21 protein-coding genes and 1 pseudogene are annotated in these 18,651 nt (G+C 62.4%); 11 read left to right on the forward strand and 11 right to left on the reverse strand.

Features of this window, described 5'->3' with window-relative positions; translation table 11 throughout:
- Positions 1 to 24: 24 nt before the first annotated feature.
- From I7X09_RS16015 to I7X09_RS16030, 4 genes are all read right to left on the reverse strand, one after another.
- Entirely contained in the window at positions 25 to 1,059 is a 1,035-nt protein-coding gene (locus I7X09_RS16015; RefSeq protein ID WP_200312981.1) for a HEAT repeat domain-containing protein, read from the reverse strand.
- 13 nt (positions 1,060 to 1,072) lie between these two features.
- Positions 1,073 to 1,738 carry a HEAT repeat domain-containing protein gene (locus I7X09_RS16020; RefSeq protein ID WP_185564555.1) on the reverse strand — a complete coding sequence of 222 codons (666 nt, stop codon included), beginning with the start codon at positions 1,736 to 1,738 and terminating at the stop codon, positions 1,073 to 1,075.
- Between the two features lie 81 nt (positions 1,739 to 1,819).
- Entirely contained in the window at positions 1,820 to 2,149 is a 330-nt protein-coding gene (locus I7X09_RS16025; protein ID WP_234036590.1) for a hypothetical protein, read from the reverse strand.
- A 47-nt stretch (positions 2,150 to 2,196) separates the two neighbouring features.
- On the reverse strand, positions 2,197 to 2,868 hold the full coding sequence (locus I7X09_RS16030; protein ID WP_200312982.1) for a DNA alkylation repair protein: 672 nt from the start codon (positions 2,866 to 2,868) through the stop codon (positions 2,197 to 2,199).
- Positions 2,869 to 3,060: 192 nt separating this feature from the next.
- On the opposite strand from I7X09_RS16030, the gene I7X09_RS16035 reads away from it, so the two are divergent.
- A complete protein-coding gene (locus I7X09_RS16035; RefSeq protein ID WP_200317864.1) occupies positions 3,061 to 4,407 on the forward strand; it encodes an APC family permease in 1,347 nt (448 codons plus the stop codon).
- Positions 4,408 to 4,432: 25 nt separating this feature from the next.
- Entirely contained in the window at positions 4,433 to 4,801 is a 369-nt protein-coding gene (locus I7X09_RS16040) for a hypothetical protein (RefSeq protein ID WP_200312983.1), read from the forward strand.
- A gap of 58 nt (positions 4,802 to 4,859) precedes the next feature.
- Here the strand turns inward: I7X09_RS16040 and I7X09_RS16045 are convergent, their stop codons facing one another.
- Complete coding sequence (locus I7X09_RS16045) at positions 4,860 to 5,564, reverse strand: SDR family NAD(P)-dependent oxidoreductase (protein WP_200312984.1); 705 nt, start codon at positions 5,562 to 5,564, stop codon at positions 4,860 to 4,862.
- 95 nt (positions 5,565 to 5,659) lie between these two features.
- On the opposite strand from I7X09_RS16045, the gene I7X09_RS29430 reads away from it, so the two are divergent.
- The 4 genes from I7X09_RS29430 to I7X09_RS16065 all read left to right on the forward strand — a co-directional run bounded on the left by I7X09_RS29430 (position 5,660) and on the right by I7X09_RS16065 (position 7,642).
- Positions 5,660 to 5,851, forward strand: coding sequence for an FMN-binding negative transcriptional regulator (locus tag I7X09_RS29430; RefSeq protein ID WP_234036592.1), 192 nt, complete (start codon positions 5,660 to 5,662; stop codon positions 5,849 to 5,851).
- Positions 5,852 to 5,902: 51 nt separating this feature from the next.
- On the forward strand, positions 5,903 to 6,121 hold the full coding sequence (locus I7X09_RS16055) for a hypothetical protein (RefSeq protein ID WP_200318147.1): 219 nt from the start codon (positions 5,903 to 5,905) through the stop codon (positions 6,119 to 6,121).
- Positions 6,122 to 6,151: 30 nt separating this feature from the next.
- Positions 6,152 to 7,117, forward strand: a complete 966-nt coding sequence (locus I7X09_RS16060) for a ferritin-like domain-containing protein (protein WP_200312985.1) — start codon at positions 6,152 to 6,154, stop codon at positions 7,115 to 7,117.
- Between the two features lie 87 nt (positions 7,118 to 7,204).
- Positions 7,205 to 7,642 (forward strand): SRPBCC family protein, encoded by a 438-nt coding sequence (locus tag I7X09_RS16065; protein WP_095971718.1) that lies wholly within the window; start codon positions 7,205 to 7,207, stop codon positions 7,640 to 7,642.
- Between the two features lie 13 nt (positions 7,643 to 7,655).
- Here I7X09_RS16065 and I7X09_RS16070 read toward each other — a convergent pair whose 3' ends face one another.
- Positions 7,656 to 8,282 carry a TetR/AcrR family transcriptional regulator gene (locus tag I7X09_RS16070; protein ID WP_234036593.1) on the reverse strand — a complete coding sequence of 209 codons (627 nt, stop codon included), beginning with the start codon at positions 8,280 to 8,282 and terminating at the stop codon, positions 7,656 to 7,658.
- An 80-nt stretch (positions 8,283 to 8,362) separates the two neighbouring features.
- On the opposite strand from I7X09_RS16070, the gene I7X09_RS16075 reads away from it, so the two are divergent.
- Positions 8,363 to 9,046 (forward strand): SDR family oxidoreductase, encoded by a 684-nt coding sequence (locus tag I7X09_RS16075; protein WP_095971784.1) that lies wholly within the window; start codon positions 8,363 to 8,365, stop codon positions 9,044 to 9,046.
- A gap of 25 nt (positions 9,047 to 9,071) precedes the next feature.
- On the opposite strand, the gene I7X09_RS16080 is transcribed toward I7X09_RS16075, so the two are convergent.
- Complete coding sequence (locus I7X09_RS16080; protein ID WP_124567230.1) at positions 9,072 to 9,476, reverse strand: DUF4259 domain-containing protein; 405 nt, start codon at positions 9,474 to 9,476, stop codon at positions 9,072 to 9,074.
- 108 nt (positions 9,477 to 9,584) lie between these two features.
- Positions 9,585 to 10,670, reverse strand: coding sequence for a PQQ-dependent sugar dehydrogenase (locus tag I7X09_RS16085; protein WP_200312986.1), 1,086 nt, complete (start codon positions 10,668 to 10,670; stop codon positions 9,585 to 9,587).
- A 178-nt stretch (positions 10,671 to 10,848) separates the two neighbouring features.
- On the opposite strand from I7X09_RS16085, the gene I7X09_RS16090 reads away from it, so the two are divergent.
- Positions 10,849 to 12,048: an MFS transporter gene (locus I7X09_RS16090; RefSeq protein ID WP_234036594.1), complete on the forward strand. Its 1,200-nt coding sequence runs from the start codon at positions 10,849 to 10,851 to the stop codon at positions 12,046 to 12,048.
- Between the two features lie 28 nt (positions 12,049 to 12,076).
- Here the strand turns inward: I7X09_RS16090 and I7X09_RS16095 are convergent.
- Positions 12,077 to 12,973, reverse strand: a pseudogene (locus I7X09_RS16095) (helix-turn-helix transcriptional regulator).
- 134 nt (positions 12,974 to 13,107) lie between these two features.
- On the opposite strand from I7X09_RS16095, the gene I7X09_RS16100 reads away from it, so the two are divergent.
- From I7X09_RS16100 to I7X09_RS16110, 3 genes are all read left to right on the forward strand, one after another.
- Entirely contained in the window at positions 13,108 to 14,130 is a 1,023-nt protein-coding gene (locus I7X09_RS16100; protein WP_200312988.1) for a zinc-dependent alcohol dehydrogenase family protein, read from the forward strand.
- Positions 14,131 to 14,525: 395 nt separating this feature from the next.
- The gene (locus I7X09_RS16105) at positions 14,526 to 16,361 is read left to right on the forward strand and encodes an acyl-CoA dehydrogenase (RefSeq protein ID WP_200312989.1); all 1,836 of its coding nucleotides are present in this window, start codon (positions 14,526 to 14,528) and stop codon (positions 16,359 to 16,361) included.
- Positions 16,362 to 16,381: 20 nt separating this feature from the next.
- On the forward strand, positions 16,382 to 16,867 hold the full coding sequence (locus I7X09_RS16110) for a hypothetical protein (protein WP_200312990.1): 486 nt from the start codon (positions 16,382 to 16,384) through the stop codon (positions 16,865 to 16,867).
- A gap of 18 nt (positions 16,868 to 16,885) precedes the next feature.
- Here I7X09_RS16110 and I7X09_RS16115 read toward each other — a convergent pair whose 3' ends face one another.
- Positions 16,886 to 17,581, reverse strand: a complete 696-nt coding sequence (locus I7X09_RS16115) for a hypothetical protein (protein ID WP_200312991.1) — start codon at positions 17,579 to 17,581, stop codon at positions 16,886 to 16,888.
- Positions 17,578 to 18,606, reverse strand: a complete 1,029-nt coding sequence (locus I7X09_RS16120) for an NAD(P)H-dependent flavin oxidoreductase (protein WP_200312992.1) — start codon at positions 18,604 to 18,606, stop codon at positions 17,578 to 17,580. The genes I7X09_RS16115 and I7X09_RS16120 overlap by 4 nt, the downstream gene beginning before the upstream one ends.
- Positions 18,607 to 18,651: the final 45 nt, after the last annotated feature.

Below are 18,651 nucleotides of genomic sequence, written 5' to 3' on the forward strand. Positions count from 1 at the left end.
CCGCTGTCAGACGTGCCCAAGGTCTCAGCTCCCGATACGCGGTCGTTCGCGCCGACGTGGTCCTCGATCGCGCATCTCGAGAATCGCCGCCGCCGTGGACGCGACCGTCTTGTCGTCGTCGCTGGCGATCCCGACGAGCGCTTCGCGTGCTGCCACGCCGGGAATCTCGGCGAGCGCCTGCGTGATTCGCAACCTCGTCGGGGCGTCGTCAGTGCCGTCGAGCCTTGCCTGCACGGCATCGACGACCTCACCGCTGGTCGGTGAGTGCTCCGCGAGAAGACCGAGCACCTCGCCGGCCTCGACGTCGCGTCGCCCGTCGGCGACCATCTCGAGGAGAGCGGGCATCGAGACGGCCTCTCCGCGAGATCCGAGGGCGAGAGCGGCGTCGGCGCGGACTATCGCGTCCGAATCATCGAGAGCTCGCTTCAGTGACCGAGTTGCTTCCTCTGTGTGGATCCCGGATATGGCCGACGTCGCGCGGCGTCGAACCTCGACGTCCTCCGATTCGAGCCCCTTCGTGAGACCTGCAAGGCCCGCACCTTCGGTCCTCGCCAACGCCCACTGCAACGCACCCGCCACGTTGGCATCCTTCTCCGACAGGATGGCTTCGACGAGTGCGTCGACGGGCAATGCCGCATTCGCATCCTGCGACAGGATCGCTTGCTGACGGTGGGCGGCGAACTCGGATTCGAGTGCACGCAACAGCGAGACCATGCGCAGGACGTCGTCCCACTCCGAAGGGGCAGTGGCGTCGACCCTTTCGAGTTTGGTCAGCAATTCCTCCTCCGCCGCGATCCGTTGACGAGTGTGTTGCATGAGTTCACCCACCAAATCGGCTGGGGCGAAGCCCGGCTCGTCCAGTGCACGCTTGGCTTCGTTCAACGAGAGCCCCAACGTCCTCAGGCTTTCGACGTGGAAGAGTCGACGGATGTCGTCGGCGGAGTACTCGCGGTAACCGCCGGACGTGCGGCCCGTCGGCTTCACCAGCCCCAATGTGTCGTAGTGACGCAGCATCCGTGTGCTGACACCACAGCGCCGCGAGACCTCGCCGATCAACATCCGTCTCCCCTTCCTACGCGTCCGGGCCGATTGCCGCGACGCGCTTCGCCAACTCGTGCGAGAGAGCGAACCCACCGTCGGGGTCGTGCCAGAGTTGCTTTGTAGCATCAGCATGCGCCCGAACACGCGGATTCGTGCTTGCGCCGGCCGCGTCGAGCACCGGAAGTACAGCCTCGCCGAGCCCTGTCAGAGCTCTGCTGAGACTGAGCTGCATCTGCAGTTCACCCCGTCCGAGTTCTGTGGCCAGATCGGTCGCGAGTGCACCTTCACCTCCAACGGGCACGAGAGCCACGGCCGCACGCCACGCACTGCGCGCGACTTCGTCGTCCTGGTCGTGAACCAGCGCAGAGACCTCGGGCCACGCGATCGGATCGCCGATCTTGGACAAGGTGTGGAGTGCCTGGCTGCGGGCTTGCGAACCGTCGGTCCCGAGCTCACGAATCAGCTGCGGCACCGTGATTTCGGCCGGCAGGCGGCACAATGCCCAGGTCAACATGTCGCGGACGAAGAAGTCCGGCTCGACGGCACACCGATCGACCAGGGCATTCGTCAGCTCAGGGTCCGGGCGTGTGCCGGCGGCGAGCGCGGCTCGCAGCCGAACCGAGGGGTCGGCTGCGGCCAGTGCGTCGACGAGGTGAGCATTCTGCCCACCGTGGTTGGTTGTGTTCACGACAACCACCTCCTTCGTCGACCATTGGAGTCCTTGTCACTGTGTCAAGGTCAAGCTCCGCTGTCACCGACACGTGAAAATCACCTCGGACTACACGCCGGTTGTCGATCCTGGCCGAAAGATCATCAGGACGACGACAACGACCCACAGCAGATTGAAGATTCCCGTCGAAGTACCCAGTCGACGGGTCAGCCGCGTTGCGACGTCCACACCGGTCCCGGTTCCGTCGATCGCAGCCATCGTCAGCCGTTGGGCAGGAATCACTACCGCGGTGAGTATCACGGCAGCAACGACGGTGAGTGCAATCGAGGTGAGGATCCACAGGTCACCGAGTACCCCCAGATTGACGGCGGTCGCGACACCGAGCATCGGAACGACGATCCCGATCGTGGCGTACACCCGAACGATGCGATGCAACATTCCCGTCGTCGCAACACTGCCGCTGTCCGAACGTCGCGCTAGCTGACCTACTTCTCGCTCTGTCGTCGCACCATCTCCGAAATCCAGATGGGCGCAAACGGCGAGGTGCAGTTCGGGGGCGTCGGGTAGTCTTCGAGCACTCGCAGACGTTCACCGATGTCGATTGCCCGGGCACGGTACTGGGCATGGTCGATCCCGATCTGGGCCAGGCAATGGTTCATCGCCCATTGCAGGCGGTCAGGGGCATCCTTCATCTCCGCCTCGATGACGTCGAGCAATCCTGAAAGATCAAGGCCCTCGGGCTTCTTCGCTACGCGCTCGGTAGTCAGGGCCCAGCCGGCGCTCGCGACCACGGGATCGGGGTCAGCGGTCCAGGCCACGCGCAACTCCTCGGCGTTCGGGTTCTTCTTCACCACGTAGTTGACGAGCCAGTCATGCACCTTGGGAGTACGGGCCTCACGCAACATGACGTCCAACTCGTCACTCCCGAACGCCTTCGGGCGGCAGATCAAAAGGGCCAGCAGCCGCGCGGCGGTATCGCCAGTCGTCCAAAGCTGTTGTGCGAGTTCCTGCTGAGTCTTCAATCGCTTCGCAACAGCGCGCAGCTTCGTGAGGTTCACGCCGTGGTCGTCACCGTGCTTCTCGTTCACCGCACGCGCCTTCGGATCCTCGAGCGCAGCAAGCTCGTCCATCACTGCGGCAACCGTCGCTTCGGCCACGTCGTCCTCCAGTCACTACTTCTGCAATTCACGCACTGCTACTCATATACAAGGAAAGCACGGGAAGGCGCGCGATCTGAACTGCACGGCCACTGTCCACGTTTGATCTGTTGTTTGAAATTTCTGTCATTGGGTACATGACTGCTCCTGAGGTGGCGGCACGTCACCATGAAGACAGGACGAACCTTGCATATGCGACGCGCCGCGAGTGCTGAGAACGTGGACGAAACCGCACGCCGCGATGAAGGCGGCGGTATGAACGTTCTCACTCGGGCTATCACCGGCCCACTCCTTTTCGTGTTCATCCTCGGAGACGTTCTGGGCGCCGGAATCTACGCGTTGGTGGGCGTCATCGCCGGTGAAGTCGGTGGAGCCGTCTGGGTACCACTGCTCGTAGCGCTGGTCATGGCGTTGCTGACCGCAACGTCGTATGCCGAACTGGTCACCAAATATCCGCGAGCGGGCGGCGCAGCAGTGTTCGCCCAACGGGCGTATCGGAAACCACTGATCTCGTTCCTCGTCGGCTTCTCGATGCTGGCGGCCGGTGTAACGAGCGCAGCAGGGCTCGCCCTCGCATTCTCGGGTGACTACCTCAAAGCCTTCGTCGACGTCCCGACCGTTCCCGCCGCGCTCGTCTTCCTTCTCCTGGTGGGACTTCTCAACGCCAGAGGCATCAAGGAGTCGATGCGCGCAAATGTCGTCATGACAGTCGTGGAGGTCACCGGACTTGTCCTGGTTGTCGTCCTCGCGTGCATAGTTCTCGGGCACGGCGACGGAACCTTGAGCCGCGTCGTCGAGTTCGACGACAGTCGGTCACCTGCACTCGCCGTGTTGGCCGCTGCATTGCTCGCGTACTACTCGTTCGTCGGCTTCGAAACGTCCGCGAACGTCGCCGAAGAAGTGAAGAACGTGAGCAAGGTCTACCCGCGTGCACTCTTCGGAGCCTTGCTGACGGCCGGCGCCGCCTATGTCCTTGTCGGCCTGGCTGTCTCGGTGGTCCTGCCCGCAGACGAACTCGCCGCGTCCTCCGGCCCCTTGCTGGCGGTGGTGTCAGCCGCCGACGTCGGCGTTCCTCCTCGCCTGTTCAGCCTGATCGCTCTGGTCGCCGTCGCCAACGGCGCACTGCTGACGATGATCATGGCGAGCAGGCTCACGTACGGAATGGCGTCGGAAGGCTTGCTCCCCAGCGTATTCGCGCGGGTGCTGCCGCGACGCCGGACCCCTTGGGTGGCGATCATCGCGACCACCGCCGTTGCCATGGCTCTGTGCGTCACCGGCTCGTTGTCAGCCCTGGCGGAGACGGTGGTACTCCTGCTGCTTTTCGTATTCATCAGCACCAACATCGCGGTCCTGGTTCTACGTCGTGACGTAGTGCAACACAAACACTTCCGAACGCCGATCATCTTTCCGATCCTCGCCCTCGGTACGTGCGTTGCGTTGCTCACCCAGCAGAGCGCCGCGACATGGTTGCGCGCATCATTACTCTTGGCTGTCGGAGTTGTGCTGTACGCCCTCTCCCACCGGCGATCCACGAAGTAAGGTGCGAAGTTCACGAGGGGGTGTGATGACCGACAGTTCTGACGCACCAGATGTAATTCAGCGTCGAGAGCGAAAGATCGACAGGCGAACCCTGACGTACGGCTTGTCAGTCGTTCTGGCTACCGCAGTATTGGTTATCGCGATCGTGTGGTTGGGCTCACGACGAGGCGAATGCTTCGGCACCGACACCTTGCTGTGCTCACAGAAAGATCGCCGACTGGCGGTCTTCGTCCCGAGCCTCGTGTTGCTGCTCGGCTCCGTAGGCGCGTTCTTACGATCTTCCCTGCGATTGCACCGCCTGCGGCGCCTCTACATCCGGCCGTACATGGCATGGCTCCTGACGGGGCTTACCGTCGTGTATGCGGCAGGAGCTTACCTCCTGATCTATGGGTAAAACCTCTGAATACGTCTGTTCGACAAACAGATTCACGGCAAAGGTTCACAATCCTGGGTCAGAATCGCTGATCGTCGATCGCAGTGAGGACTACTTCCCGCATCGACGACGAAGCCGACAAACTCGAAATCGTGCGCACCGTATCCACAACGTCATGCACCGGGACCAGAGATCCCTCTCCCCTGGCCGCAGCGACGTCTCGGGGCACGTCGAGCCCGTCTTCTGTATTGAGATATCCGAGATGCAGGACAGTCACTGCGAGTCGGTCCTTCCGATAGCCCTCTCTCAACGCGTCGGCAATGCCGTTGATCGCGAACTTCGATGCACCGAACGCAACCTCCGGCCTACCGCTTCGCGGGAGTCCCGAGGTGGACCCGGTCAAGATGATCCGAGGTCGAGGACGGCCGATCATTCGCGGGATCAGGCGCTTGAGTACAAGAATCGTGCCCGTGATGTTGGCATTGATCATTTCCAGCATGTCGACGTCGGATTGATCTGTGAACGCATAGTCGGAAGTGAAGGCGCCGCCTTCCCAGATTCCGACGTTGCAAATCAGTGTGTCTACACCCCCGACAAGCTCCTGATCGATCGAGTTCGCTGCCCTAACAGGGTCGGTCAAGTCTGCTTCGATCCACTCGGAGACGTCGAACCCGCCAGGGCGCCGACGCGAGATGCCGAGAACATCGTGGCCATCGCTCCGCAATCCCTCGATCAACGCACGACCAAGACCTGGGCTCGCACCGACAACAACCGCCCTCGCCACAATTACACCCTTCGTCGCTCGCTCGAACCGATCCTATCGATCCAGCCGTCGCCGGTAGTTTCGTCGAGAAGCGAGAAATTCGGATTCGCACCGTAGTGCGGCTGGACAACTACGGGCTCGCCGATATTTCAGAGTGGCTGCGTGCGCACGTCGCCGCCCGACATGAAGCCGACCGTGAGAACGAATGGACCGTCACCGATGCGCCGCCGAACTTCATCGACGCGCAGCTGCGAGGAATCGTGGGGATCGAACTGCACGTGGCCCGTGCAACGGAAAAGCGAAATTGAACCAGAATCGCTCCCCAGGGGATCGCCGCCGGTCTCGACAACGGTTGACCGGTGACGCCGTCGTCGGGTCCTGCATTGCGCACCGGTTCGGCCTATCGGAATCGAAACCTCGAAGTGGCCTGCATCTCACTCGTCCAGGCAACGACTCCCGGTAAGTCGACCTCACTCGTTCGTTGTGGTTACCACGCGGTAGGTCGGGGTAGCCCGCGTAGCGGCGGTGGCTCCGCGACCCGCGGAGCACTCGTCGAGCAGAAGCTGAACATCATGTAAAGCACGCACCGACGAAGGGACGACCCCGTTATGAGCAACTCCGAAACCACGTCCGCCTTGATCACGCAGCTACGCATCCTCCTCGGACTGACGCACGCCGAGATCCAGGTCGCCGAAACGCGCGTCGCTCAGGCCAGAACCGAAGCCGTTCGACGCGAACTCACGGAAAACGCAGAGAACGGTCGTGAAAGGGCCGGTTCCATCGAGTCCACAATTCGCGATCTGGATGGCGTACCTGAATTGGTCGGTCCGTTCATCGGGCGAGCGACAGCAGGAGTGAAAGCGATGGTCGAACAGGCCCAACCTTTCGACGAAGCTGTACTGGGTGACCTTGCGCTCGAACATCAACTCCTCGACCGCTCGCGCTACCTCAAAGCCCTGGCCACAGCCGGAGGCGATCAGACCGTCGCCACATTGGCCGATCGACTCATCACCGCGCACTCGGCGACTGTGGAGTGGCTGACCACCGTCCTGGCCGAAGAGGCGCTCGGGGGCCCGGCAGCTTTGCGTCGCACTCCCTTCCAAGCGGCCACAGGCGCAGCCATTCGACTGGTGAACGTTCCCGTCTCCTGGTCCACTCGCAGCCTCGACCGTGCGATCGACGCCGTTCGCACCTCGCCGCCGGTATTGGGTGAGCTGATCAGCTGGGGTGCGTATGCCGGCGACGTGACCGTGAAAACGCTGTCTGCCAGTAGGGACGCGGCCATTGCCACCGCAGAGAAGGTCACTCGCCGAGAGGGCGCGGACGGCGCCGCAGACGTATTCCGTTCGGTGCGAAAGTCGAGTGGGCTACTCGACCCCACTGAACTTCCCATCGAAGACTTCGACGAACTCAACGTCGCGCAGGCCGTCTCCGCGGTGAAGGAACTGACCGAGGCCGCCCAAGTGCGAGATATCGTCGCGTACGAGGAAGCGCACAAGAACCGACATGGCGTTGTCTCCGCTGCTCAGGCAAGGCTGGCAGCGATCGCCCAGGAAGTCGTCGGTATCAACTAGATCGTTCGACCGCGACGCTCGGCGTTGTCTCGTCGAACCCGATGCGCGAGATCCAGACTTACGAAACCGAATCGAAAGGCACGAAACATGGTCGAAGTCACCCGAAAGTTCACCGCCGAAGTACCGATCGAGAAGGCGGCCGCGTTTCTCCGCGACTTCGCCAACGCCCCACTGTGGGATCCGGGCACCGAGAGTTGCACCCAGACCTCGGATGGCCCGATCGGTATCGGAACCCAGTGGCACAACGTGTCCAAGCTGTTCGGCATCGGCACCGAACTGACGTACACCTTGGTGACCGACGAGCCGAATCACATTGTGCTCGAAGGAAAGAACAAGACCGCCACGAGTACTGACGACATCACCTTGACCGCAATCGGCGCGAACTCGACTGAAATCGACTACCGAGCGAACGTCGAATTCAACGGCGCTGCCAAGATCGCCTCCCCACTGTTGAAAGCGGGATTCGAGGCCAAGGTGGCACCCGAGACAGTCAAGAAGATGACCGGGGCTCTCGAGGCCCTCTGATCGGCAAGTTGCGTCAGGGTTTGGTCGCCGACGTCAGCGCCGATTCGCGATCCGTCGAACCCAGCGCAGCTCGCGCGGAATCGAGAATTGCCTCGGAGAGGGGGGATCCCTTCGTAGCTCGCGCGAGGACCAATGCGCCGAGCATGGTGGAGAGCCGGACGAGACCGTCCGCTTCCTCGTCAGCCAGGGCTGCGGCAAAATCACCCACGCCCTCCGTGTAAACCCGACGGGCCCCGCTGTCTGCAGGCTCGCGCGCCATGTCGGCGGCGAGCGCGGCAGCGGGGCATCCGTCTGCCGGGTTGTCGCGATGCTCCTCCGAGAGATAAGTGTCGATCAGAGCTTTCCGGGCAGAGTCACGTTGCCCTGCATGCTCTTCGAGCCCCGCACTGTGAAGCTGAGCCAACTCGGCAAAAGCATGGGCGGTAGCTTCGTCGATCAGCGCATCCTTGGACGCGAACTGCTTGTAGAAACCACCGTGGGTCAGTCCCGACGCCTTCATCAAGTCTGCGACGCTGAGGTGAGTGCCCTTCTCACGGAACAGACGGGCGGCATTTTCCACGACGCGTCGACGGTTCTCTTCCGCTTGCTGCTGCGATACGCGGCCCATCAGCATCCCTCCGGCTTGGATTTCACTTGACATCTATCTTAACTCGATCTTAGATTACATTCATAATCTAAATGTCGGAGCAGCCGACGCTAGCCGCAGCACTGGGAGAAATCATGGACCTGAACAACACCGTTGCCGTTGTGACCGGAGCCAATCGTGGACTCGGACGGCATTTGGCCGCGGGACTCGTCGAGCGCGGCGCGAAGGTGTACGCAGCCGCCCGCAATCCGGAAACTGTCGACCTGCCCGGCGTGATTCCCCTGAAATTGGACGTGACGGACGCCGAATCGATCACGGCGGCGGCCCGAATCGCATCGGATGCGACCTTGCTGGTCAACAACGCCGGTATCTCCACCTCCGCGGCCTTGATCAGCGGCGACATCGATGACGTTCGACGCGAGATGGACGTCAATTTCTACGGCCCACTCGCCGTGACCCGAGCGTTTGCTCCCGTCATCGAAAACAACGGAGGCGGAACAGTACTCAATGTTCTCTCAGTACTGTCCTGGTTCCATCCTGCCGCACTGGGGTCTTACGCGTCATCGAAGGCCGCGGCATGGGCGATGAGCGACGCCGTTCGAGAAGAACTGGCGCCGCGCGGAATCTCCGTGTCGGCACTCCATGTCGCATACATGGACACCGACATGGCCGCGGGCGTACCGGCCGAACAGAAGATCGATCCTGCTGATGTCGCGGCGCAAGCACTGGACGGCATCGAAAGCGGGCTCGCCGAAATTCTCGCCGACGACACCACCCGGTACGTCAAGCAGAGCCTGTCGTCGTCGAACTCCGAGTGACCGAGAGACTGTCGACGGGCGACACTCATCCCACCGATTTGAGACTGGCCAATCTGCTCAGAATCGGTGCCCGCCAAGCCTCGAGGTCTTCGGGACCGTTCTCTTCCCACAACTCGTGCAACTCCGACGTGTCGCTGTCGGAGACTGCGCGCTCGAGGGCGTTGAGGATCCAGGTTTTCTGCTCCGGGCTCAAGGTTCCGGCGTACCCCGCGGCGTCAATCTCGTCCAGCTGCACGGGCTTCGGCGCAACCCCGTGCGCAACCGCAAGAATCTCGGCGACAGCGATGGCTGTTTGAGCATCATCGGCATCGAGGTAGCCGTCGTCGGGGTGGCGAGCGTAATCGTCGATGTCGTAGTCACCCGCCTGTATCGCGCTGAGCAGGTCGCCCGCTACGTCGTTGTCGAAAGGTCCTGAACCCCAAGTCCCCATGCTGTCTCTCCGATCCGTGCCCGCGTCATCTGTCGTAGCGATAGTAGTGAATCACCGGCCTCGGCCAGGCTCGTCCGGCTGAAAGTGCTGCGTTCGCCGTATATCGACTCAGCGCAACGGGACGCGAATGATGCGGTCGTCACCGGGGTTCGGGTCGCCACGACCGTCCGTGTTGTTCGTCAATATCCACAGCGACCCATCGGGAGCGAGGGCCACGTCTCGAAGGCGTCCGTATGTGTCGACGAAGAACTCGTCGGCCGTTGCGAGATCGGTCAGCGGCACAACCCGGAGCCGCTCGCCACGAAGATTGGCGATGTAGATCGTGCCGTCGTGGATGGCGATTCCGCTGGGGCTGGCATCATCCGGTGACCATTGCTGGAGCGGGTCGATGAACCCGTCCTCGCCGGCAATGCCTTCGACCTCGGGCCACCCGTAGTTTCCGCCTGCTTCGATTTCATTGAGCTCGTCCCAGGTATCCTGCCCGAACTCGCTGGCGTACATCGTGCCGTCCTCGGCCCAGGCTATGCCCTGCGAGTTGCGGTGGCCATAGCTGTAGACGCGCGAGCCGGCAAACGGATTATCTTGCGGTACACCGCCATCCGGAGTCATTCGGAGGATTTTCCCGGACATCGAGTCGAGGTCCTGAGCCCTGTCTCGACTACCGGCATCACCGACGGTGGCGTACAGCATCCCATCCGGACCGAAGGCGATGCGACCTCCGTTGTGGTAGTTGGCCGAAGCGAGTCCGTCGAGAATCGTCTCGGCCGGCCCGAGACCAAGCGCTCCGGGATCGCCGGTGATGTCGAAGCGCTCGATCCGGTTCTCCCCGTTCGCGGTGAAGTACGCGTACAGGCGGTTTTCACGTACTGCGATCCCTAGTAAACCGCCCTCACCTCTTGGGCTGACGCCGTCGACGACTCCCACCTCGCGGCTGTTTCCGCCGGCGTCGAGTTCGAGGATTCGCGCGCTGTCGCGCTCACTGACAAGTGGTGTGTCGCCGTGGAATGCGATCGACCAGGGCGCGTCCAAGCCGTCGGTGACGGTCTCGGGTTCACCGAAGGCCGCGGCGGGCGCCGATCGTGTTGTCGTGCTTGCCTGCGGACGGGGCCCTTCAGGATCCTCGCTACCGCAGGCCGTCAGGAAGGCCGAGACGAGCACGGCGGTGCCCAGTCCTCGGATCTGTCGTCGTGTCATGGGCGCGTCTCCCGGGTGCAGGCAGTCTTTGCGCCGACGGTAGCGCGCAATCGGCCACACCGGGAGTCCCTTCGAGTACCCCCAACGAACGGGACTCCCTCGCAGGCGACAGGCGTGATGCCCTGGACGGGTGCGCCACGACATGCGCGTCGTCAACAGAAAGAGAACTGACCACCTCATGATTTCCGTCCCGACAGTCGAAGGAACCGGCCGCCTGCCGCTCGTGATCTACGTGCTGGCCGTCGGCGTTTTCCTTATGGGCACAACCGAATTCGTCGTCGCCGGCATTCTCCCTGAGATCGCGAGCGACCTCGACACGTCGATCGCGAACGTCGGGCTGATGATCACCGTCTTCGCGATCGGAATGATCGTCGGCACGCCGACGATGGCGATCTTGACACTCAGGGTTCCCCGACGCGTGACCTTGAGTTGGGCGCTGGTTGTCTTCGCGATCGGACACGTCGTCGTCGCGCTCTCGTCCAACTTCGGACTCATTCTCGGCGCCCGCTTCCTCACCGCCGTGGCGACGGGCGCATTCTGGGCAGTCGCCGCAGTGGTCGGAGCGAAAGCGGCAGGCCCGGCGTCTTCCTCGCGCGCACTCGGCATCGTCTTGGGCGGAGGCATGCTCGCGAACGTCATCGGTGTTCCGCTCGGCGCTCTGTCCGGCCAAACCATCGGGTGGCGTGGTCCTTTCTGGACACTCGCAGCCCTCGCACTCGTTGCCGCGGCCGTTGTCCATCGATTGGTGCCCGCCGACTCCGATTCCGGTGCGGTGCCGTCTTGGCGAGCGGAGATCGCGAGCCTGCGGGACGGACGTATCTGGCTCGTTCTGTCCGGCTGCACCGTCGTATGCGGTTCGTCGCTGGCGGCATACAGTTTCATCTCGCCGCTGTTGACCGAGAACACGGGCCTTGTCGCGTCGGCAGTGCCACTGGTACTTGTCGGCTACGGACTCGGTGCGTTCGTCGGCTCCAATCTCGGCGGCCGACTCGGTGCAAAGCATCAGTACGGCGTCTTGTTCGCCTCGGCAACGATGACGTTTCTCGTACTCGGTGCGCTCTGCCTCTTCTCGTACAACTCATTCGTGACAGTGATTCTCGTGGTCATGCTGGGACTGTTCGGCATGTCGACCAATCCCATCCTGATCGGGATGGCTGTGCGGTATGCCGATCAGGCGCCGACGATGGCTTCTGCTCTCAGCACCTCGTCGTTCAATCTGGGCACAGCGGTCGGCTCCTGGATCGCCGGGTTCGCGTTCGCCTCGAGTCTCGGTGCCACTGGGCCGGTGTTGGTAGGCACCGGCGTCGCCGCTCTCTACTTTCTGCCGCTGATGATCCTGTTGCGTAAGGAACGCACGAAGCGCACCGTCGTCGACTGACGACGCACATCAACCGTCGCGCAGTTCGTCAGCCGTCCGTCAGCGAACGCTCCGACACGTGAGGCGCAGAGTCCGCATTGCCACTGGCTGCCAACGAGGCGAGTAGCTGCATCCGCTCGGCGGAGGGCGATCCCGGCTCTGCGGTGTAGATCGTGAGCGTCAACCCTGGCTCGGCGGCCATCTCCAAACCTTCGAAAGCAAGCGTCAACTCCCCCACTGCGGAGTGGTGAAAAGTCTTGAATCCGGCCCCGTGATGGCGGACGTCGTGCGCGCCCCACCGCCGCCGGAATTCCTCACTCCGAGTGCTGAGTTCACCGATCAGATCGTGCAATTCCTTGTTGTGCGGATCTCACCCAGCCTCGGTTCGCAGAATCGAGACAGTCACCTCGGCAAACGCGTTCCAGTCCGGATAGAACTCGAAAGCTCTTTCGTCGAGGAACGTGAAGCGTGCGATGTTCGGCGGCTGCCCCGGCATGTCGTACACATCCTTGTAAAATGCACGCGCGAGTGTGTTGACCGCAAGAAGATCCATGCGACCGTTCCGTACGAAAGCGGGTCCCGCTGTGACTGCATCGAGCGCCCACTGCAGGCTCTGATGGGGCTTCCAGCACTTCGTATTTCGCCGACGCGGGGGCCTGGCTACCGGGCTTGCCGCGTGCGCGAGATCAAAAAGGTGGGCTCGCTCGGCGTCGTCGAGTCGTAGTGCCTTCGCAATGCTGTCGAGCACTCCCGGCGACGCGCCGCTGATCGCTCCGCGCTCGAGCCTCGTGTAGTACTCGACGCTCACTCCGGCAAGGGTTGCCACTTCACTTCGACGCAAACCTTCCACGCGGCGGTTCGATCCGGCCGGAAGTCCAACTTGCTCAGGCGTGACTCGGGCGCGCCGCGAGGTGAGGAATTCGCGTACCTGCGCTCGATCGTCCATGCCATCGAGGGTAAGTCAGTGACCGGTAGCGAGGGAGTCCCTCGCAGTACCACTATCGCGCAGGACTCCCGCAGGCCGCCAAATCGTGATCAGGTTGAAGGGACACGAAGAAACCGATGGTGAGGAGCCACGTCATGCGCGCTGTCGTCATGCATGCCCCCGGCGATGTCCGGGTTGAAGAGATCGAAGCACCGGTGATCGTCGAACCGACCGACGCGATCATTCGCGTTACAGCCACCTGCGTCTGCGGTTCCGACCTTTGGCCGTACCGCGGCATCGAAGAGCTGAATGGCCCGACGCCGATGGGACACGAATACGTGGGCGTCGTCGAACAGGTCGGCCCTGACGTCAACGACATCGAAGTTGGGGACTTCGTCGTGGGCTCGTTCGTCGCGTCGGACAACACCTGCGAAATCTGCGCGGCCGGCTTTCAGTCTCGCTGTATCCACCAGGTCATGATGGGCTCGGTCGGCACCCAATCCGAATACGCTCGCATCCCGCTCGCGGACGGAACCCTCGTCCCTGTCCGCGGAGAACCGACTGAGCGGCAGGCCCGCAGTCTCCTTGCAGCCTCCGACGTACTCGGCACCGGTTGGTTCGCCGCCGTAGCCGCGGAAGCTGGACCTGGCAAAACGGTCGCCGTCGTCGGCGACGGCGCAGTCGGACTCCTGGCGATCCTCGCTGCCAGACAACTCGGCGCCGAGCGGATCATCGCCATGTCACGTCATGCCGAACGGCAGGCACTCGCCACGCAATTCGGCGCCACCGACATCGTCGAAGAGCGGGGCGACGCGGGCATCGCGAAGATCAAGGAACTCACCGGCGGCTACGGCGCCCACTCGACCGTCGAAGCTGTAGGCACCCAAGAATCGATGATGCAGGCTATCGGAGCTACCCGTCCCGGCGGACACGTCGGCTACGTCGGGGTATCCCACGGCGTCGAACTCGACGGCATGAACCTGTTCTTCGCGACGGTGAGCCTGCTCGGCGGTCCTGCGCCGGTGAGGCGATTCCTACCCGAACTGATCGAGCTCATCATGACCGACCAGATCGACCCGGGCATCGTCTTCGACCTCACTCTCCCGTTGGAGGACGCCGCCGCCGGCTACCAGGCAATGGACGAGCGGCGCGCCACCAAAGTGCTACTCACCCTCTGACCGATACCGAAGGCGCGCACGGCAGAACTCGGGCTCCACGCGTAGATCGAGGAAGGTCTCGGCTACCAACGAGAGGCACCTATCGTTTACCGAGCAGCATGTTCACTGATCACCGCAAATGCGTACGACACCGAAGGTGAGGTTGGGCACTTCGCTTGGCGTGCAGCTGCTTTGAGCCAAAGGTTGCCACGCGACTGATCTGCACCCCGACAGCGGAAACCGATTGTACGAGTGAATGTTTCAAAGCAATCTACGGCTGCGCTACTTCGCAGCAAAGTCATTCGCCGCTACCTACGGTTGCGTACTGAATTCCTTGTGGGGCAGGCTTTCTGTGTACCGCTGCCGAGCCGTATTGCTGACGAACAGTATCGCTGACGAACCAAGGTCGGAGAACAATGGGTCACTACAAGAGCAACGTCCGTGATATCGAGTTCAATCTGTTCGAAATACTCGGGATCGGCGAACTGTTGGATGCCGGTGCTTACGGGGATCTCGACACCGACACTGTGCGCAACATTCTTGCCGAGGTAGCGAGGCTGGCGGAGGGCCCGGTCGCCGCGTCCTTCGCCGACGCAGATCGGAACCCTGTCGAATTCGACGCACCCAATCACGCGGTCGTGGTCCCGGAACCGCTACGCAAGACCGTCGAGGCGGTGAACGAGGCCGGTTGGTCTCGGCTCGGTTTACCAGAAGGCATGGGCGGTGTTCCCGCTCCGGCGCCGCTGGTCTGGGCGATCGGCGAAATGTTGGTCGCGGCAAACGGATCGGCGAGCTTCTTCAACATGGGCCCGCTGATGGCAAGCGTGCTCTACTCCATCGGAAACGAACAGCAGAAACATTGGGCCAAAGAGGGATTCGAGCGCGGCTGGGCTGGAACCATGGTGCTGACGGAACCCGACGCCGGATCCGATGTGGGCGCAGGCCGAACAAAGGCGATCGAGCAGGGCGACGGTACGTGGCACATCGAGGGTGTCAAGCGGTTCATCTCCGGCGGCGACGTCGGAGACACTGCCGAGAACCTCTTCCACTTGGTGCTTGCACGACCCGAAGGAGCGGGCCCCGGAACCAAAGGGCTGAGCCTGTTCTACGTTCCGAAGTTCCACTTCGATTCGGAGACACTCGAACTGGGCGAGCGCAACGGCGTATACGTCACCGGCGTCGAACACAAGATGGGCCTCAAGTCATCCCCGACCTGCGAACTCACATTCGGGGCCACGGACGTTCCCGCGGTCGGCTGGCTCGTGGGTGATGTGCACAACGGTATCGCCCAGATGTTCCAGGTCATCGAGAATGCACGGATGATGGTGGGCACCAAGGCAACAGGAACATTGTCCACCGGCTATCTCAATGCTCTGGAGTACGCAAAAGAACGAATTCAAGGTGCGGACCTCACCGAACTGACAAACAAAACCGCGCCCCGAGTCGCCATCACGCACCACCCCGACGTCCGACGCAGTCTGGCGATGCAGAAGGCCTACGCCGAAGGCCTCAGAGCGGTCTACCTCTACACCGCTGCCCATCAGAATGCCGATGTCGCCGAATTGGTTTCCGGTGCAGACGCCGAATTGGCCGCGCGGGTCAACGACCTACTGCTGCCGATCGTCAAGGGCGTCGGCTCCGAGAAGGCCTACGAACTGCTCACCGAGAGCCTGCAGACCCTGGGCGGCTCGGGCTATCTTCAGGACTACCCCATCGAGCAGTACATCCGCGACGCCAAGATCGACACCCTGTACGAGGGCACCACGGCAATCCAGGCGCAGGACTTCTTCTTTCGAAAGATTGCCCGCGACCGCGGCGTTGCACTCGCTCACGTAGCCGGTCGCATACGAGAGTTCATCGACAGCGAGGCCGGGAACGGTCGTCTCAAGGCCGAACGAGTCCTACTCGAGACCGCGTTGACCGACGTGCAGGAGATGGCCGGGACGCTCACGGGCCACCTGATGGCTTCCCAAGACCAGCCTTCCGAGTTGTACAAGATAGGCCTCGGCTCGGTGCGCTTTCTGTACGCGGTAGGTGACCTGCTCATCGGATGGCGACTGCTGGTGCAAGCCGAAGTCGCGTTGGCAGCCTTGGATCGTGATGCGTCGGCAAAGGACCGGTCGTTCTATCGGGGCAAGGTGGTCGTCGCGTCGTACTTCGCGAAGAACATCCTGCCCGTCCTGGCGTCGACCAAAGAAATCCTGGGTTCCCTGGACAACGAGATCATGGAACTCGAGGAAGAGGCGTTCTGACAACATGCCACAGTGAAGGCATGTATATGCCCGACTTCGACTACGTGAAGGTATGGAGCTTTCCGATCATGGGGCCGGATGCACCAGACGACGCCCCTACCAACGTCGTCGAGGCGTGCCAGGCCGTCGGCAGGGATCTGCAATGCCGATGGCACGGCCCTGATACGTACATGCAGAACTGCGTGTGGACGGTGTCGATGCTCGATGACGGTCAGTGCCACCTCGCGCTCGACGCTGGACCGCGGCCAAAAGACAAGAGTGCAGGAACCAGTTCTCTGATCGGTATCAGGTGCGTCGGGCCGCACGTCGAACAGTCTGCACAGGAACTGAGGGCCTTGATCGCCGGAGAAGTCCAGGATGAGCTGGCCGGCGGATTTCCGTTTGTGCACTGGCCCATTGAGAAGGACCGATTTCTGATGCCGTCATTGCGAGACGGGCGCGCGGTATGGGTGGTTCGTAGCTCGAATCGCATTGTCTCCGAGATCGGCGAACTCTGCCCGAGATGAGGATGCTTGCAGCGTGATTCAACCGTGGTCGGGGACCGGCGACGGAATCTTGTTGGAACGGTACGAGCCTCCGCGACGGGTCGGCCGCCAGAGACGCCAGTGTTTCGCTGACAGCCGGAACGGGAGATGGTCTTGTAGGTGACGAGCGCCGGACGACAACCGTTCGTCTGCAGGCAGATTGAGCCACAGGGACAGTGAGGATGCCGCGTTGCCGAGGGTTGCGCGTATTCCAGATTCGCCCAGAGTCCGGCCGTATCCATCCACGGCAAAACCGCCGAACATGTCCGGGGTGATGTCGGGAAACGGCACGCGGGTGTCCGGGTCGATCAGGCGTACGGGCGCGCTGTACGTCAGTGCCGCCAAAGAATGTCCGTAGGTTGTGACCGCATCGGACCGGACAAGCACACCGAGCGCGTCGTTGACGGAACCAGGTGGGACGTTCCATTCGGTATGGGTTTGCGCTTTGAGTCGTGGCCCACCGAAGATCCCGGTGGCAAGCTCGAACAACTGCTCGGTCGGCGCGGGCGACCCGCCCTTGTGAATCTCGAACGTCCAGGACGGCAACCGGACTGGTTCGACACAGGCCTCCAGGAATGTGTGCAGGCGTTGAAATGCCACGTCGGGACGCTTGGCTCGAAGCGAGTGTGCGCCACCGGGCAACCCGTCGTACGTCACTACCTCCGGCACTGTGATGTCGGGTGTCCGCGCCATCACAGATTGATCAATCGCGTAAGCACGACCTCTGCCGGTTCGGCAGTGGCGTGACGGTACCCGGTGCCGGCCCACAGGTGCATGCGCTCGGGGTCTCCCTGTGCAACAGCGGCTTTGCGCATCGGGTTGGTCAGATGATGGATGGCCGGGTATCCGACGGGCGCCTGTGAATCGTAGCGGTCGATGAACTCGTTCCGAAGTGCCCGTGCGGGACGTCCCGTGAAAGCTCGTGTGACGACGGTCTTTCCACGCGAGGCGTCGGCCAGGGCCGACTTGTGTGGAGCCGAGGCACCACTTTCCTCGGTGCGCAGCAATACAGTACCGACTACTGCGGCCTCCGCTCCGGCATGCAAGGCCGCTGCGACGTCGGCGGACGTTGCGAGTCCACCTGCCGCCAACAGTGGAACCGACGTGCGGTGACGGATCCGAGCGATCAGTTCGGTGATCGGTGTTTCTGCCGGAACCTGCAGGGGAGTAATGGTTCCGGAGTGACCACCGGCAGCCGAAGATTGCACGACGAGCAGATCAGCACCGGCGTCGACGGCAAGAAGTGCCTCTGCCTCCGAGGTCACGGTGAACACGACAGTCGAACCGGCCGCGCGCAGTGCCTTGACGATGCCGGGGGCGGGAAAGCCGAAAGTGAAACTGACCACCGGAACCGGGTTTGCCAGGAGGAGATCGATCTTGTCCTCGAAATAGTCGTCGTCCTCGACCGGTTCCCCGACGGGAAGTGTGACGCCGTAACGATCTGCCTCTACCTGAATCGCCTCGGCATAGGTTCGGAAGGCGGTGGCGTCGACAGGTACCGGGTTGGGCGCAAAAACATTGACACCGAACGAGACTCCCTCGGTGCGCATAGTGTCCATCTGGTCGGAGAGAGCCTGTGGCGTCTTGTATCCGGCGGCAAGGAAGCCGAGGCCGCCGGCGCGCGCGGCGGCCACGACAAGAGCCGGTGTCGATGCTCCACCGGCCATAGGGGCCGCGATGACAGGGACTTTCAGGTCGAGATCGGTTGTGAGTGCACTCATTCGAACATCTCCAGTCCTACGCCGGACAGTGCTCCGGCGGTTTCG

Origin of the sequence: Rhodococcus sp. P-2 (assembly GCF_016598535.1) — a bacterium.
GTDB classification, from domain to species: domain Bacteria; phylum Actinomycetota; class Actinomycetes; order Mycobacteriales; family Mycobacteriaceae; genus Rhodococcus_F; species Rhodococcus_F baikonurensis.

What these genes read in the sequence shown, in the direction of transcription:
- I7X09_RS16015 (WP_200312981.1), bottom strand. Translation starts at nt 1,059, where the DNA reads ATGTTGATCGGCGAGGTCTCGCGGCGCTGTGGTGTCAGCACACGGATG.
- I7X09_RS16025 (WP_234036590.1), bottom strand. Translation starts at nt 2,149, where the DNA reads ATGTTGCATCGCATCGTTCGGGTGTACGCCACGATCGGGATCGTCGTT.
- I7X09_RS16035 (WP_200317864.1), top strand. Translation starts at nt 3,061, where the DNA reads ATGCGACGCGCCGCGAGTGCTGAGAACGTGGACGAAACCGCACGCCGC.
- I7X09_RS16040 (WP_200312983.1), top strand. Translation starts at nt 4,433, where the DNA reads ATGACCGACAGTTCTGACGCACCAGATGTAATTCAGCGTCGAGAGCGA.
- I7X09_RS16060 (WP_200312985.1), top strand. Translation starts at nt 6,152, where the DNA reads ATGAGCAACTCCGAAACCACGTCCGCCTTGATCACGCAGCTACGCATC.
- I7X09_RS16065 (WP_095971718.1), top strand. Translation starts at nt 7,205, where the DNA reads ATGGTCGAAGTCACCCGAAAGTTCACCGCCGAAGTACCGATCGAGAAG.
- I7X09_RS16070 (WP_234036593.1), bottom strand. Translation starts at nt 8,282, where the DNA reads ATGTCAAGTGAAATCCAAGCCGGAGGGATGCTGATGGGCCGCGTATCG.
- I7X09_RS16075 (WP_095971784.1), top strand. Translation starts at nt 8,363, where the DNA reads ATGGACCTGAACAACACCGTTGCCGTTGTGACCGGAGCCAATCGTGGA.
- I7X09_RS16080 (WP_124567230.1), bottom strand. Translation starts at nt 9,476, where the DNA reads ATGGGGACTTGGGGTTCAGGACCTTTCGACAACGACGTAGCGGGCGAC.
- I7X09_RS16085 (WP_200312986.1), bottom strand. Translation starts at nt 10,670, where the DNA reads ATGACACGACGACAGATCCGAGGACTGGGCACCGCCGTGCTCGTCTCG.
- I7X09_RS16090 (WP_234036594.1), top strand. Translation starts at nt 10,849, where the DNA reads ATGATTTCCGTCCCGACAGTCGAAGGAACCGGCCGCCTGCCGCTCGTG.
- I7X09_RS16100 (WP_200312988.1), top strand. Translation starts at nt 13,108, where the DNA reads ATGCGCGCTGTCGTCATGCATGCCCCCGGCGATGTCCGGGTTGAAGAG.
- I7X09_RS16105 (WP_200312989.1), top strand. Translation starts at nt 14,526, where the DNA reads ATGGGTCACTACAAGAGCAACGTCCGTGATATCGAGTTCAATCTGTTC.
- I7X09_RS16110 (WP_200312990.1), top strand. Translation starts at nt 16,382, where the DNA reads ATGTATATGCCCGACTTCGACTACGTGAAGGTATGGAGCTTTCCGATC.
- I7X09_RS16120 (WP_200312992.1), bottom strand. Translation starts at nt 18,606, where the DNA reads ATGAGTGCACTCACAACCGATCTCGACCTGAAAGTCCCTGTCATCGCG.